Origin of the sequence: Mucilaginibacter paludis DSM 18603, assembly GCF_000166195.2 — a bacterium.
Classification (GTDB): Bacteria; Bacteroidota; Bacteroidia; order Sphingobacteriales; family Sphingobacteriaceae; genus Mucilaginibacter; species Mucilaginibacter paludis.
This window is the reverse complement of record NZ_CM001403.1, coordinates 7,946,435-7,963,114: the sequence shown is the minus strand read 5'-3', so window position 1 is coordinate 7,963,114 and position 16,680 is coordinate 7,946,435. Positions and strand designations below refer to the sequence as shown.

At 45.0% G+C, this 16,680-nt stretch carries 7 protein-coding genes; all 7 read left to right on the top strand.

Annotation, left to right across the window (positions count from 1 at the left end; genetic code table 11):
- The first annotated feature begins 1 nt into the window (after position 1).
- The 7 genes from pdxA (at position 2) to MUCPA_RS33555 (ending at position 16,677) form a co-directional block, all read left to right on the top strand.
- Positions 2–1,054, top strand: coding sequence for a 4-hydroxythreonine-4-phosphate dehydrogenase PdxA (gene pdxA, locus MUCPA_RS33590; RefSeq protein ID WP_008512833.1), 1,053 nt, complete (start codon positions 2–4; stop codon positions 1,052–1,054).
- On the top strand, positions 1,054–2,220 hold the full coding sequence (locus MUCPA_RS33585) for a four-carbon acid sugar kinase family protein (RefSeq protein ID WP_008512830.1): 1,167 nt from the start codon (positions 1,054–1,056) through the stop codon (positions 2,218–2,220). Before pdxA ends, MUCPA_RS33585 begins: the two co-directional genes overlap by 1 nt.
- A gap of 5 nt (positions 2,221–2,225) precedes the next feature.
- Positions 2,226–3,794, top strand: a complete 1,569-nt coding sequence (locus tag MUCPA_RS33580) for a sodium:solute symporter (protein ID WP_008512828.1) — start codon at positions 2,226–2,228, stop codon at positions 3,792–3,794.
- An 18-nt stretch (positions 3,795–3,812) separates the two neighbouring features.
- Complete coding sequence (locus MUCPA_RS33575) at positions 3,813–6,569, top strand: alpha-d-galacturonidase (protein ID WP_040628666.1); 2,757 nt, start codon at positions 3,813–3,815, stop codon at positions 6,567–6,569.
- 857 nt (positions 6,570–7,426) lie between these two features.
- Positions 7,427–10,309, top strand: a complete 2,883-nt coding sequence (locus tag MUCPA_RS33565; protein ID WP_008512826.1) for a glycoside hydrolase family 95 protein — start codon at positions 7,427–7,429, stop codon at positions 10,307–10,309.
- Positions 10,306–13,911 carry a malectin domain-containing carbohydrate-binding protein gene (locus MUCPA_RS33560; RefSeq protein WP_008512825.1) on the top strand — a complete coding sequence of 1,202 codons (3,606 nt, stop codon included), beginning with the start codon at positions 10,306–10,308 and terminating at the stop codon, positions 13,909–13,911. Before MUCPA_RS33565 ends, MUCPA_RS33560 begins: the two co-directional genes overlap by 4 nt.
- A gap of 21 nt (positions 13,912–13,932) precedes the next feature.
- Entirely contained in the window at positions 13,933–16,677 is a 2,745-nt protein-coding gene (locus tag MUCPA_RS33555) for a family 78 glycoside hydrolase catalytic domain (protein ID WP_040626797.1), read from the top strand.
- Positions 16,678–16,680: the final 3 nt, after the last annotated feature.

Below are 16,680 nucleotides of genomic sequence, written 5' to 3'. Positions count from 1 at the left end.
CATGCAACTGAAACCGATAGTAGGTATTACCATGGGCGACCCAGCCAGTATTGGCCCCGAGATAGCATTAAAAGCATTGCTTCTGCCTGAAATATATGAAATATGCCGCCCTGTTATAGTAGGCGATGCGGGGGTATTTAGCCAGATTAAGGAGAAGTTAGGTTTAAATATCCAGTTAAACCCCATACAAAATATAAGCGAAGCGTTGTTTCAGTTTGGCAAGCCCGATATTTTTGATTTAAAAAATGCGGACCTGTCGCAAATACAATTCGGGCAAATATCGGCAATGGCAGGCAATGCTTCTTTTGAGGCGGTGAAAAAAGTGATCGACCTGGCTTTGGCGGGTGATATCGATGCTACCGTAACCGGGCCAATCAATAAAAAATCCATTAACGAGGCAGGCCATCACTTTGCTGGTCATACCGAAATATACGCGCAGTTTACCAATACAAAAAAATACGCCATGTTATTGGTTGAAGATAACATGAAGGTAATCCACGTGTCTACCCACGTATCGTTGCGGCAGGCTTGCGACCTGGTCAAAACAGACCGCATTCTTGAAGTTACTGAACTGCTTCACAACGGTTTGATCCAATTAGGCGAAAAAAACCTTAAGATCGGTATTGCCGGCCTTAACCCGCATGCTGGCGACTCCGGCTTGTTTGGCACAGAAGATGACCTTGAAATTTTGCCGGCTGTTGAAGAAGCACTGAAGCGCGGGTATGATGTGGAAGGCCCCGTGCCTGCCGATACTATGTTTGCCAAAGCGGCTACAGGTTATTATGGTGGCGTGGTTGCGATGTATCATGATCAGGGGCATATTCCCTTTAAACTTTCGGGCTTTAAATGGAACAGCGAAAAGAAACAAATGGACAGCGTAAAAGGGGTTAATATTACCATGGGGCTACCTATTATCCGTACCTCGGTTGATCATGGTACCGCTTTTGAGATAGCAGGCAAGGGTGTAGCAAGTCCGGATGCTATGGTGTTGGCCATACAATCAGCAGTACAACTGCACAACCATCGCAACGCGGAGAAATTGGTTAAAGCGTAATGATTATTGTAATTGCAGATGATTTTACCGGCGCCGCCGAATTAGGTGGCATAGGGCTTCGCTACAACTTGAGTGTTGAAGTGAATACCCACGTAAACCTGCAATCAAAGGCCGATCTGCTGGTCATTGCTACCGATACCCGCTCTATGCAAAAGCAGGAAGCGGAGCAACACATGGAAGCGGTTACCAGGGAGGTAGCCAAGCTTAACCCGACCTTCATATTCAAAAAAGTAGATTCAGTTCTACGTGGGTATGTGGCCGAAGAGTTACTGGTTCATATACAGGAGCTAAACCATTCCAGGGCTTTGCTTATCCCTGCCAACCCCGCCCTGGGGCGTACAATCATTAATGGCGAATACCTTTTAAGTTCGGGCCCCTTGCATCTGAGCAATTTTTCCAACGATCCCGAATTTCCGGTTAAAACATCGGCCGTGGTTGAGCACTTGCATCAAAAAGGTATTCATGTTTATTCGCAAAAACATCATGAAACCTTGCAGCACGAAGGCATTATTGTTGGTGATGCCGCCAGTGTTGACGATTTAAGGGCCTGGGCAGATAAGGTTAATAAAAATATGCTGATAGCCGGTGCTTCCGGTTTTTTTACAGCACTGCTGGATAAATTGATTATTCCGGATGAGCAAGCGAAACAAAAGCCGCCAAGAGTATTTAAACCGCCTGTACTCATCGTATCCGGCACTGCTTTCAGCGAAAGCAGCAACTCGATTGCTAAGCTAAAGCAATCTGGTGCTCCCGTAAGTTATATGCCTCCGGGGATCATCGAATCAGATACATTTGATGAGGAAAAGTATCAGAGCTGGTGTAGTGAAATTGTTTCGGATATCACTACATTTGGCCAAGCCATTATAGCCATCGATCCTTTAAGCACGGGCAACGAGTTAAATCAAGCACGGACATTAAGGGAAAAAACCGCAATCATTGTAAAAATGGTTTTTGAACAAATCGACATCAACGAATTACTCATCGAGGGTGGCTCAACGTCATCCGCTATCTTAAAAAAATTGGGTATTTCAAAAATTTACCCGGTTGAAGAACTGGCCGCAGGTGTGATTAGGATGAGTAACGACGAGAAGCCCCAATTATACATTACCATTAAACCCGGAAGCTATTCCTGGCCGCACTCCATACGCCAATACAGCCTATACTAATTATTATGCAGCGAGAAACATTACATTTTATTGACTACCTCATCATTATTATATCCCTGGCAACCTCGCTGGGTGTAGGTTTACGCTTTGGTAGAAATCAAAATACAACCGCTAAATATTTTGTTTCTGCGGGCACCATTCCATCATGGGCTATAGGGATGTCGCTGATGGCTACACTGGTAAGCAGCGTTACTTTTTTGGCCTATCCGGGTGAGGGCTATTCATCCAACTGGATCTTATTGATACAGGGGCTTATGGTGCCAATCGTGTTACTTTTTATGGTTTGGTTCATCGTGCCGCTTTACCGCGAAGTAATCGGCTTAAGCGCTTATGAATATTTCGAAAAACGATTTGGTGTTTTTGCCCGCCTGTATAGTTCAATCGCGTTTGTTTTAACGCACTTCTCAAAAATGGGAACGGTGTTTTTTCTGCTGGCCCTGGCGCTATCTAACATGACAGGAGCTAATACCTTTTTAATTATATGGGTTATCGGCATCATCGTTATTATTATCACGCTTATTGGCGGTATTGAGGCGGTGATCTGGGCCGATGTAATTCAAGGATTTTTGCTCATCATAGGTGGCGTAGTTTCGTTGGTGATCATCTTATTCGCGGTAAAAGGTGGCCCTGCCGAATTTTGGCATATCGCGTCGAGCAATGGTAAAACAGGTTTCGGCCCGTACGATTTCAACTTTAAAAAATTAACCTTTATTGTGATGGCTATCAATGGTATTTTTTATGCCATTCAAAAATACGGTACCGATCAAACCATGGTGCAAAGGTACTTAACTGCTAAAAGCGATAAGTCGGCCATCAAAGCGGCCTTGTTGGGTGTAGGCCTTACCGTGCCTCTATGGGCCTTGTTTATGTTTATAGGCACAGCTTTATTTGTTTTTTACAAACAAAACCCTTTGCCGCCGGGGATGCGCGCCGATGCTGTTTTTCCGTATTTTATCATGACCAATCTGCCGCCTGGAGTAGTGGGTTTAATATTGGCCGCTTTAATTTCCGCAGCTATCTCCAGCTTAGGCTCCGACCTGAACTGTTTGGGTGCCGTTGGCGTGGAGGATTATTATAAAAGGATTTTCCCTAAACATGATGACGTACAAAACTTAAAAGCAGGCCGTTGGATAGTGATATTCGGTGGTGTAGGCTCCGTTTTAATAGCGAGCCTTTACCTGATGGCTGGCGACGAAGGCGTGCTGGGCATTGTGTTTACTTTGTACTCTATATTCTCGGGCGGTATTGCCGGGATGTTCTTACTGGGGCTTTTCAGTTCCAGGGCTAACAGGCAGGGTTTGTTGATTGGCGTTATCACATGCGTATGTTTTACCGCCTACGCTTTTTTAACCTCTACTAAAATTGGTTTGGGTACGGATAAGCATATTTTAATCAATTTGGGTAAGTTTAATTTTAATCAGCATAAATATATGCTTGGCGTATATAGCCACATTATTGTAATTGTAGTTGGTTATATAGCCAGTTTGTTTTTCCCTAAACCTTCCATCAACAAAAACCTGTTATTCAGCGGCTGGCTTGAAACACGCAAAAATTTAAGAAAGGCCCAGGTTTAAGTACCTAATATGATGATCATGAAAAACCTGATAAAAACATTAATACTAAGTTACACTTTGCTATTTGCCCTGAGTAGCATAGCGGGTAACTTACCTAAAAATAAAATCACTATTGTTATAGCTACCCGTGCCCACGCCAGGGTTGTTTTTGGCGCACACCAGTTAGCAGGCGCTTTAACTTCTGCCGGATACGCCGTGAGTACCACGCAGCAAGGTGTTTTACCCAAAACTGGGCAAGTAATTGTTGTAGGCAAAGTAGGTGATGCTTTGATTATTAAAGCCACTTCGGCATATCAGCTTCCTTTAAAAAAATTGCCTGATACCAAGGAAGGCTTTTCTATTTCCTCATCTAAGCAACAAAATATCGTTATTTCGGGCATCGATAATTCGGGCGCTTTATATGGATGTATGGAGTTGGCCGACCAGATTAAAGCAAAAGGCAAGTTGCCCGAAAATATTTCGATGACTGATCGCCCCGAAATGGTGCTGCGCGGCGCTTGCATCGGCTTGCAAAAAACAACTTATCTTCCGGGGCGCGGCGTTTACGAATATCCCTATACCCCCGAAACATTCCCCTGGTTTTACGATAAAGCCCTCTGGATAAAATATCTTGATCAGATGGTAGAGAACAGGATGAATTCGCTCTATTTATGGAACGGGCATCCCTTTGCTTCGCTGGTACGCTTAAAAGATTACCCTTACGCGGTTGAAGTTGACGATGCTACTTTTAAAAAAAATGAAGAGGTTTTTAAATTTTTAACCGAAGAGGCTAACAAACGCGGCATCTGGGTGATCCAGATGTTTTATAATATTTTGGTGTCCAAGCCATTTGCCGAGCATAACCATATCAAAACGCAGGACAGGAACCGTCCGATCATTCCTATGATTGCCGATTATACCCGTAAGTCGATTGCGGCGTTTGTAGAGAAGTATCCCAATGTAGGCTTGATGGTTTGCTTAGGCGAAGCGATGGAAGGTGAGGGGCAGGATGATATCGACTGGTTTACCAAAACGATTATCCCCGGCGTAAAAGACGGGTTGAAGGCTTTAGGCAAAACAGATGAACCGCCCATTGTGCTCCGCGCCCATGATACTGATGCGCCAACCGTAATGAAATACGCTTTACCTTTGTATAAAAACTTGTATACCGAGGCTAAATACAATGGCGAGGCTTTAACCACCTATACTCCCCGCGGCCCATGGGCTGAACTGCACCGCACCCTGAGCCACTTGGGGAGCGTACAGATTGAGAACATCCATATTATGGCTAATTTGGAGCCATTCCGCTATGCTTCGTCGGATTTTATACAAAAGTGCGTGTTGGCGATGCATAATACTTATGAATCAAACGGGCTTCATTTATACCCGGAGTCATCTTATTGGGATTGGCCTTATACTGCCGACAAAGCCGATACCCGCTTATTACAAATAGATCGTGACTGGCTTTGGTATAAGGAGTGGTCGCGCTATGCCTGGAACTGCCATCGCGATAGCATACAGGAAAACAAATACTGGTCGGGCCAGATAGCCAATCAATTCGGTTGCGGCCAAAAGTATGGAAGCGATATTTTAGAAGCTTATAACCAATCGGGCGAAATTGAGCCTAAGTTATTAAGGCGTTATGGCATAACCGATGGCAACCGCCAAACCTTAACGCTGGGCATGTTTATGAGCCAGCTGATCAACCCTGAACGGTACGGCTTGTTCACCCTATTATATAATTCTGAAGGCCCGGAAGGGGAGATGATAGGCGAATATGCCGAAAAGGAATGGAAACATCAGCCCCACATTGGCGAAACGCCGGTGGCTGTTTTAAATGATATTGTAATTCGCGGTAAAAAGGCCATAGCGGCTGTTGAAAATGCAGCGCCGGGTATCAAAACCAACAAAGCGGAATTTGAACGGGTAAAAAACGATATGTATTGTTATAATGCCCTCGCCAATTTTTATGCCGCAAAGGTGCAGGCAGCGTTACAAGTGTTAAAGTATAAATACTCAAAAAACATAGCCGACCTGGAAGCTGCTATCCCTTACCTGGAAAGTAGTGTATCCTATTACAAACAACTGGCCGCCCTTACAAAGGATACCTATCTGTATGCCAACAGTATGCAAACCCAGCAAAGAAAAATCCCGATAGGGGGTAACGATGGTAAAAATAAAACCTGGGCCGAGCTATTGCCCATGTATCAGCAGGAGTTGGATAAGTTTAAAAGCAACGTAGCACTTTTAAAACAAAATGGCCCGGAAGCGAAAATGGCGGCTCCTTTAAAGCCTGCCGAGGTTGAATTACTTAGCCAAACCGGCGATTATTATAATTTGGGCGCTCAACAGTCGGTATTTACAGATACAACGGCTACCGCTACTGTTTTCGACCCGGTATTAAAACAACTTAAAGGTATTCCGTTATCAAAAGCCGCACAGGTAAAAGAAGGTACAACGCTAAAATTCACCAGCAAGCAACCGGTTAAAGTTATTGTAGGATTTTTTAATGCCAAAGATAAGCAGTACTTACCCGAGCCTCAGTTGGAAACAGATGCCAGCGCAAACGATTATGGGCAAGCTGAAATTAAAATAGCCAACGCGGTATTTATTACCGGTTTGCCATCCGTAAACCTGCATACATATACTTTCCCGGCGGGTACCAATACTTTAACTTTAGGTAAAGGCGCTTGTTTGGTTTTGGGTTTTGTAGATGGGAATACCGCTGTACCGGTATATGATGCGGGTATGAACAAAGGTGGTGCAAACCGATTTTTAGACGCGCTTTTTAATTAAGATTTTGCCGGTGGTAATATTGTATAGCAGATAGAAAATATACTATACCAAATTATGCGTTAGGCCCGATATATTTGTTGTTGAGGCTAAGCCCCCTCTAAATCTCCCCCGGTAGGGGAGACTTTTAAAGACCGCTGTACAGCGTGGATTAGGTGGGGGTTGGATTTGTTTATTTGATCCGGATGCAAAGGTGCGTAAAGGCCTGACTGCACGCCGGGCCAGGAGCTGGCTTTGCGGGTGGAAGGATCGGGCACTCCAAAGCCCCCTCTAAATCTCCCCCAGTAGGGGAGACTTTTAAAGCCTTCCATACGGGGAGGGTTGGGTAAGCTGCTTCACGCTGCGATTGAGCGTGCCGATGTTTTAAATTGAGGATACTGATTACCAGGCGCAGATACAGGATTGACAATCAGCGTAGCCGACATGCTGTATACTTTTCGCGCGAAAAAGATCCCTCCTCCCGTCGGGATGACATGGTGGAGGGGGGGTTGGTGTTGATAATCAATAACTTAAGAAAATGTTATTATAAGTAATGGACCCGGTCAGCCACAAAAAAACTGGGATGACGTTTGAACCTCGCAGACAGTTAGGTGCAGAAAGAAAAGTGCGCAAAAGCCTGACTGCACGCCGGGCCGGGTGTTGGCCTCGCGGGAGGAAGGATCGGGCAGTCTTGACTTTTTGGTTACTTTTGTGTCAAGACAAAAGTAACAAGCCCCTTCACGCGGCGACTGAGCGTGCCGATGCTATAAATTATGAATACTGATTGTTAGATCAAAAACAGACGCGCTGATAATCAGAAACTTAAGAAGACGTCATTATAAACCAATACAAACACCCGATAAATAATCCCGGGCCAATTTATGAAGCATTTGCTTAATCGTGTTATTATTGTTTTGTTGCTGTTAGCTGCGGCGCAAAATGTTTTTAGTCAGGATCTTAAACTCTGGTATAAAAAACCTGCCGAAAAATGGACCGATGCTTTACCTATTGGCAACGGAACCCTCGGCGCCATGTTCTACGGCGGAATAAGCTCAGACAGGATTCAGTTTAACGAGCAAACCTTATGGAGCGGCTCGCCACGCAAATATCAGCGCGACGGCGCGGCAACCTATCTTCCCGAAATCAGAAATTTGCTTTTTGCAGGCAAACAAGCGGAAGCAGAAGCTTTGGCCGAAAAGCATTTTATGGGCAAAAAGAATAACGAGGATACTTATCCAGCCGATTCCGCAGCCTGGGTCAATAAAATGCGTGCCATTAACGGCCCGCAACAACAATCATTTCAGGACGTTGCCTGGAAAATCATGAAATTGCCTACCGAGCAAGGCTGGGAAAAAGCGCCAGGTTTTGAGGGCCTGGATGGAGCAGTCTGGTTCAGAACAATATTTGAAGTGCCTGCTGATTGGAAAGGCAAAGATTTACTACTGAGTTTGGGCCGCGTTCGCGATATTGATTTTACTTATATCAATGGTAAGCAAATAGGTAATACAAGCGGCACTGCTTACCGTAAATACATCATTCCGGCAGCCGATTTGCATACCGGTACCAATGTTTTAGCCATACAGGTTTTTAACTTTAATGATAAGGGAGGCTTAACCAGCGCGGCAAAGGAGTTGATGATTTATCCTGTAGGTGTGCAGGTAAGTTCTGTTAAAGGCGGAATCACCAGCGGCGAAACCATATCGGGAGTTGACGAAAAAGGAACTGTTATCAAGCCAATTAAACTTGCCGGAAACTGGAAATACTGGATCCAGGATGCTAATCCTCCTGCTTACCCAAGCTATCAGGCCGATTATTTGCCTTTCGGCGATCTGATCCTCAACTTCAAAACCTCATCGCAGGTAATGGATTATAAACGCGACCTGGATATCGGCAAGGCTGTTGCCACCACTACCTATAACAGCAATGGTGTTAACTTTACCCGCGAATACCTGGCAAGCGACCCCGCCAAAGCTATCATCATTCATTTAAAAGCAAGTAAGCCAGGGCAAATTAACATGGTGGCCTTATTGCAAACCTCTCACAAAATATCCTCCGTTCATCAGGTTGATGCTAATACCATTGCGCTTGATGTAAAAGTGCAAAAGGGTGTTTTAAAAGCGGTTAGCTATCTGTATATTAAAGCCCTAAGTGGCACTGTTAAAGTTATCAATAACCAAATCAGCATAAGCAAAGCTGATGACGTAACCATATACTTAACCGCAGCTACCAGCTTTAAGAATTATAAGGATGTGTCCGGTAAACCTGATGAGATTTGCAAACAGGCTTTACAAGCTGCAAAAACTAAAACGTTTGCTCAATTAAAAGCGCAAAGCATTACAGACTATCAGCAATATTTCAATACGTTTTCGGTTAACCTTGGCCCTGGCAAAGTTGATGTACCTACCGACGAACGGATAAAAACTTATTCCGTAGCTTTTGATCCCGGTTTACTGGCGCTTTATATGCAATATGGGCGATATCTTTTAATATCCTGTTCTCGGCCAAATAGTAAGCTGCCCGCCAATTTACAGGGAATCTGGAATGATCAGATGGTGCCCTCCTGGGGAAGTAAGTTTACCACCAATATCAACCTGCAAATGAATTACTGGCCGGCAGAGGAATTGAATTTAACTCCATGCGAAAAGCCACTTTTTAAGATGATTAGCCAGTTGGCAGTAACAGGGGCGCAAACTGCAAAAATTCATTATGATGCACCGGGCTGGATTTTGCACCATAATACCGATATCTGGTTGGGTACAGCACCCATCAACGCATCCAATCATGGCATTTGGCAGGGAGGCGCGGCATGGTTGTGCCACCAGTTATGGGAGCATTATTTGTATACCGGCGATATCGATTTTCTGAAAAAACACTATGCTGAGATGAAGGGGGCCGCAGAATTTTTTGTGAGCACCCTGGTTAAAGACCCTGTAACCGGTTTTTTAATCAGTACCCCATCCAACTCACCTGAGCACGGTGGCTTGGTTGCCGGGCCTACCATGGATCGGCAGATCATCCGCGATCTGTTCAAAAATTGTATATCGGCATCCGAGATATTAAAAACTGATGATGCTTTCCGGAAAACCTTACAGGAAAAGTATGCGCAGATAGCTCCAAACAAAGTAGGCAAATTTGGCCAGCTCCAGGAGTGGATGGAAGATAAAGATGATACTGCGGATACTCATCGCCATGTATCGCACCTTTGGGGTGTTTATCCCGGCACGGATATTACCTGGGATTCAACGCCGCAAATGATGAAGGCTGCCGAAAAATCATTTCAGTACCGGGGTGATGAGGGTACCGGCTGGAGTTTGGCCTGGAAGGTAAACCTGATGGCGCGTTTTAAACAAGGCGACCATGCGATGCTATTGGTTAATAAATTATTGAGCGTTGCCGAAAACGGATCGGCCAAAGAAAGGGGAGGTGTTTATCATAATTTATTTGATGCACACCCGCCGTTCCAGATCGACGGTAATTTTGGCGGAGCGGCCGGTATTGCCGAAATGCTGTTACAAAGTCAGCAGGGATATATTGATTTATTGCCGGCTTTGCCATCCTCATTACCTGATGGCGAGTTAAAGGGAATATGCGCCCGTGGCGGCTTTGTATTGAATATGCTATGGAAGGGTGGCAAATTGCAGCAGGTGCAGGTTACCTCTAAAATAGGACGCGAGTGTGTGCTGAAATATGGCGACATGCAAACAAGTTTTAAAACCGAAGCGGGTAAAACATATACGGTAAACGGATTATTGAAGACGATATGAGTAAATACATTGTGCCCGGTATGCAATGCCGTTCATCAGGTTATTTAACGTTAATGGGTAAATGCCTGTTGCTGTGGGTATTTGTGCTTGGCCCGTTCCATGTTTTGTCGCAATCACACATCCGGCAGGATATTTCATTAAGCAGCGGTTGGTTAACCATTGCCTCAGATAGTGATCAAAATGCTTATGCCGGGTTCGAAAACCCTGAATTTAACACCAAAAACTGGAAACAGGTTAATGTTCCGCATACGTGGAATAACTATGAAGGTTATCGCCGCTTAAAACATGGCGACAGGCATGGCTATGCCTGGTACCGTACCAGTTTTACCGTAAACTGCGTATCTGCCGGTAAGGTTTATTTTTTATATTTCGAAGGTGTTGCCTCGTACGCTACCGTGTGGCTAAACGGCAAGCAGGTTGGCTACCACGCCGGTGGCCGCACCACGTTTACGCTTGATGTGAGCAAATACCTGCTATCCGGCAAACCAAATTTATTGGCCGTTCGGGCAGATCATCCCGACCATATCCAGGATTTGCCCTGGGTTTGCGGCGGATCGTCAGACGAGGTTGGTTTTTCGGAAGGATCGCAACCCATGGGGATCTTCAGGCCGGTACACCTGATTGTTACCAACCCGGTGCGTATACAACCCTTTGGGGTTCATATTTGGAATGATACCACCGTAACCGAAAAGGCAGCCCGCCTGAACATAGAAACAGAAGTCAAAAGTTACAGCAATAAAGAAAGAAAAGTCACGGTAATAAGCCGTTTGGTAAATCGTGACGGAATAGTTGTAGGCGAAGTAAGCAGTGATGCTATCCTGCCAGGTGGTGCTACATCCATATACAAACAGATGTTAAATTTGACGCATGTAAGGCTATGGTCGTTGCAGGACCCCTATCTGTACAGCGTAGTTTCAAAAGTTATTGATGCGCAAAGGCTTACCGATCAGGAAAGCACGCCTTATGGTATCCGGTGGATTAGCTGGCCCATCGGCCGTTCGGATAATCGTAAGGTATTTTTATTAAATGGCAAACCCGTTTTTATCAACGGCGTAGCCGAGTATGAACATTTAATGGGCAATAGCCATGCCTTTACTAAGGAGCAGGTAAAAACAAGGGTGATGCAGGTTAAGTCGGCAGGTTTTAACGCTTTTCGCGATGCACATCAGCCTCATAACCTGGAATACCAAAAGTATTGGGATGAGTTGGGGATATTATGGTGGCCGCAGTTCACCGCGCACATCTGGTACAACACCCCTCAATTTAAAGAAAATTTTAAGATTTTACTGGCCGATTGGGTGAAGGAGCGCCGCAACAATCCGGCTAATGTTTTATGGGGTTTACAAAACGAAAGTAAATTACCTGCAGAATTTGCAGCAGAGTGTTCATCAATAATACGCCAGCTGGACCCTACGGCATCATCGCAGCGCAAAATCACCACTTGCAATGGCGGTGCGGGTACCGACTGGGATGTTCCGCAGAATTGGACGGGCACTTACGGCGGCGATCCGTTAACTTATGCTGCTGATGTACAAAAGCAGGTACTGATAGGGGAGTACGGTGCCTGGCGCAGCATCGATCTGCATACTGAAGGCCCGTTTGTACCAAGCGGAGCTTTGAGTGAAGACCGTTTGGATCAAATGATGGAAACTAAAATCCGGTTGGCAGAATCTGTTAAAAACAAAACTGCCGGTCAGTTTCAGTGGCTGCTTAGTTCGCACGAAAACCCGGGCAGGGTACAGGGTGGCGAAGGCTTACGTGAGCTTGATCGTGTCGGCCCAGTAAATTACAAAGGCTTGCTCACCGCCTGGGGAGAGCCTACGGATGCCTTTTACCTGTACAGGGCCAATTACTCACCAAAAGATAAGGAGCCGATGGTCTACATCGTATCGCATACCTGGCCAAACCGTTGGTTATCTCCGGGTACAAGGGACAGCATCTGCGTTTACTCCAATTGTGATGAAGTTGAATTGTTTAACGATGTGGACGATGTTTCGCTTGGCAAAAAAACGAATGGTGGCATAGGTACCCATTTTCAATGGGACAGGGTGAACATCCAATATAATGTACTTTACGCGGTTGGCTATGTAAAGGGGAAGATCGTAGCACGGGATTTTATTATTCTAAACCATTTGCCCCAGGCGCCTAATTTTGCATCCCTGCTTCAGGGGAATAAAAACCTGCTTAAGCCGCAATCGGGATTAAAATATCTATACCGGGTTAATTGCGGCGGGCCGGATTACCGGGATCAGTTTGGCAATTTATGGCTGGCGGATGTACATCAAACCAACAACAAAACCTGGGGCTCTAGCTCGTGGACAGATGATTTCGCGGGGATGCCGGCAATGTTTGGCAGCCAGAGAAGAATATTTGATTTAATACGCGGGACTAATGATTCACCCCTGTTTCAAACCTTCCGTTATGGCTTAAATAAGCTGAAATATGACTTTCCCCTTCCGGATGGGGATTACGAACTGGAGTTATATTTTACCGAACCCTGGTATGGAACCGGCGGCGGGATGGATTGTACCGGCTGGCGATTGTTCGATGTAGCTGTAAATGATCAGGTTATTATTCATAACCTGGATATATGGCACGAGGCCGGGCATGATGAAGCATTAAAAAAAACGGTTAAAGTACATATTACCGATGGGCACCTTGCCCTTAGTTTCCCCAGGGTTCAATCCGGCCAGGCTATTATTTCAGCTATCGCTGTTGCTTCTGCAAATCAAAATGTCCAGGCAGCCGCGGCCTCAGCATCGTTAATTAACAACCTGGTGGTTACTGATCCGTCACAGGCAAAAAATTGGTACTTAAAAAGCTGGCTGGATATCGGCGATAAGCCCTACGATAACGACGAAACAGAGATAAGCGATTTACCACCTAACCTTTACGGTGCCGAGTGGATCAAAGTGCCCAAGGTTACCAATCAACAAGGAGATTTATTGGCCAAATTTAGCTTGAGTGCCGACGCTGATGTTTATATCGGCATCAACGAAGCCGTTAAGCAAATACCCGCCTGGATGCACGATTATGATTTTACCAAAACCTTTGTACAAACTGACGCCAATGGCGGCAGTAAATTTAATATCTATCATAAACGTTTTAAAGTTGGCAGTCAGGTTAACTTAGGCAGCAGTGCTGATAAGGCACCCATGTATTTTATTGCGGTTGTACCCGTAAGCCAAATGGAACCAGCAACCGATTTAAAGCCTACAACAGCCTATAAAGCAGAGTTGGCCACCATTGCAGGCGATGATGTAGTTAGAGGTGATGTTGCAGGCAAAAAGGCGGTCACTTTTAAAACACCATCGGGCAGCAGTATAACCTGGCCAATATCTACAGGTGTAGCCGATGTGCATGAACTGCGGATAAAATATTTAAACACAACAGAAAAGCAGTTAACAGCAGAAATAACAGTATTGGCCGCCGACGGCACGGTAATGAAAGCCGGTACCATGAAGTTTGGCCCAACCACGGCCGATAAATGGAAAACCGTTAGCACCACAACAGGTACAAGCATCAACGCGGGCAATTATAAAGTAGTATTAAAGGCAGTTGATGCACAGGGGTTAAGTATTTCAGGCTTAGAGGTGCAATAAAATTTAACAGTGTACAGTGCTATGGCGAAACGATATTTATTGAGTTGTATTTTAATTTTAATGGCGGCGCATCTGCTGGCGCAAGGCACGAGCGTTGTCAATTTAAAATGCGAATACCAGATTAACCCGATTAGTGTTTCGTCGTTATCGCCGCATTTTAGTTGGGAGTTGCAGTCGGGTCGGCGAGGTGTAATGCAATCTGCCTACCGGATACTGGTTGCCGACGATTCCGTTTTATTACAAAGAAATACAGCCAATATCTGGGACTCTCAAAAGGTAAAGTCTGATGCTTCGATACAAATAGCATATATAGGCAAGCCATTGACGGCTGCTAAAAAATATTACTGGAAAGTAATGGTCTGGGATAATAAAAAGCAGGCTTCGTTATGGAGTAAGGTTGCGCAATGGCAAATGGGCTTATTAACTCCAGCCGATTGGAAGGGGGCGAAGTGGATAGCTTACGAGGATATGCCCGATTCGATGAAGATATTTCCGACAATACCAACGCCAGGTGCCAAAAAGCGTGCCCCGGGTACAGATATATTGCCAATACTGCGTAAGGAGTTCGATATTGCCAAACAAATTAAAAGCGCCACGGCATTCATTTCTGGTTTAGGCCATTTTGAAATGAACTTGAATGGTAAAAAAGTTGGTGATCACTTTTTGGATGCCGGATGGGTAGATTATCAAAAGCAGGCCCTATATGTTAGTTTTGATATTACCGGGCAAATCAAGCCGGGCAAAAACGCGGTGGGCGTACTTTTAGGCAATGGCTTTTATTTCACACCAAGCGGAAGGTACCGCAAGCTTACGGTTGCTTATGGCTATCCAAAAATGATTTGCCGGTTGTTAATTCAATATACCGATGGTACATCAGCGGATTTGGTGAGCGACACATCATGGAAAGCCACGCCGGGGCCTATCACTTTTTCAGCCATTTACGGTGGTGAAGATTATGACGCTACTAAAGAACAGACGGGATGGGATCAACCCTCATTTAACGATAAAAGTTGGAGCAACGCCATCGTTGTTAGCGGCCCCAAAGTGCTCAACGCGCAAAATATGGAGCCGGTAAAAATATTTAACGTATTTACTCCTCAAAAAGCAACGCAAATTAAAGCCGGTGAATGGGTTTATGATCTCGGTCAAAACGCGTCGGGTATTCCGCAAATTTCCGTTAAGGGTAATCGGGGAGATACAGTTATCATTACACCCTCCGAATTATTAGACCAGGACAGTTTGGTTACCCAGAAAAATACCGGCAGGAGCCACTATTACCGGTATATTTTAAAGGGTGAAGGCGAAGAAACCTGGCAGCCCCGTTTTACCTATTATGGTTTCAGATACTTGCAGGTCAATCTAAGTGCATCAAAAAACAGTTCGGGGGATCTTCCGAAAATTGTAAATATTCAAGGGCTGCACACCCGTAATTCTGCGGCACGCGTAGGCGATTTTAGTTGTTCGAGCGATTTGTTTAACCGTACCAATACACTCATCGATTGGTCCATCAAGAGCAATATGGTGAGCATACTGACGGATTGCCCGCACAGAGAAAAGTTAGGCTGGTTAGAAGAAGATCATTTAATGGGTAACTCGCTACAGTACAACTATGATATCGCTGCGTTATGTAAAAAAATCATCAACGATATGAAGGATGCCCAAACGCCGGATGGCCTGATCCCCGAAATAGCGCCCGAATTTACGGTATTTGACGGTGGCTTCCGCGATTCGCCTGAATGGGGGAGCAATTGTGTACTGTTGCCATGGTATGTATATCAATGGTATGGCGATAAACAGGTTTTAGCGGACAGCTACCCTATGATGATACGTTACATGGAATATCTGGCCAAACAAGCCAACAACCATATTTTATCACAAGGCCTCGGCGATTGGTACGACATCGGCCCCAAACATCCTGGTGTTTCGCAGCTCACACCCAAAGGTATTACAGCCACGGCATTTTACTATTACGATCTGTGTCTGCTGAGTGATATAGCCCGGCTACTAAACAAACCAGCCGATATTAAAAATTATACCCAACTGGCTGCTGTAGTTAAGCAAGCCTTTAACAATCAGTTTTTTAATAAGGAAACCAAACAATACGGGTCAGGCAGTCAAACCGCCAACGCCATTGCCGTTTACATGAAATTGGTTAACCCAGATGATAAGGCAGCCGTGGTAGAAAATATCGTTAAAGATTTGCGAAGCCGGAACAACAGCCTCACGGCGGGCGATATCGGCTACCGGTATTTATTAAAGGTGCTGGAAGATGAAGGACGCTCTGATGTGATTTTCGATATGAACAACCATGCCGACGTGCCTGGATATGGCTACCAGTTAGCTAAGGGCGCTACCGCCTTAACAGAATCGTGGCAAGCCCTGCCTTCGGTATCCAATAATCATTTTATGCTCGGGCATCTTATGGAATGGTTTTATGCGGGTTTAGCGGGTATCAGGCCAGCTGATGATGTGGTGGCTTATAAAAAGATTGTGATTCGCCCGGAGATTGTTGGCGATATTACATCAGCCAATGGCAGTTATCATTCTGTATATGGTTCCATCAAAAGCGAATGGGTAAAAAAAGATAAGGAATTGGATTTAACCGTCGAGATTCCGGCTAATACTACTGCCCTGGTTTATCTGCCCGTGCAGGGGGCGTCTCAAATTATCCGGAATGGAAAAAGAATGCCGCATGTTAAAATTGAGATTGCAAGGGCATTGGTCAATATCGGTTCAGGAGTTTATCATTTTAAAGTTACAGAATAATAT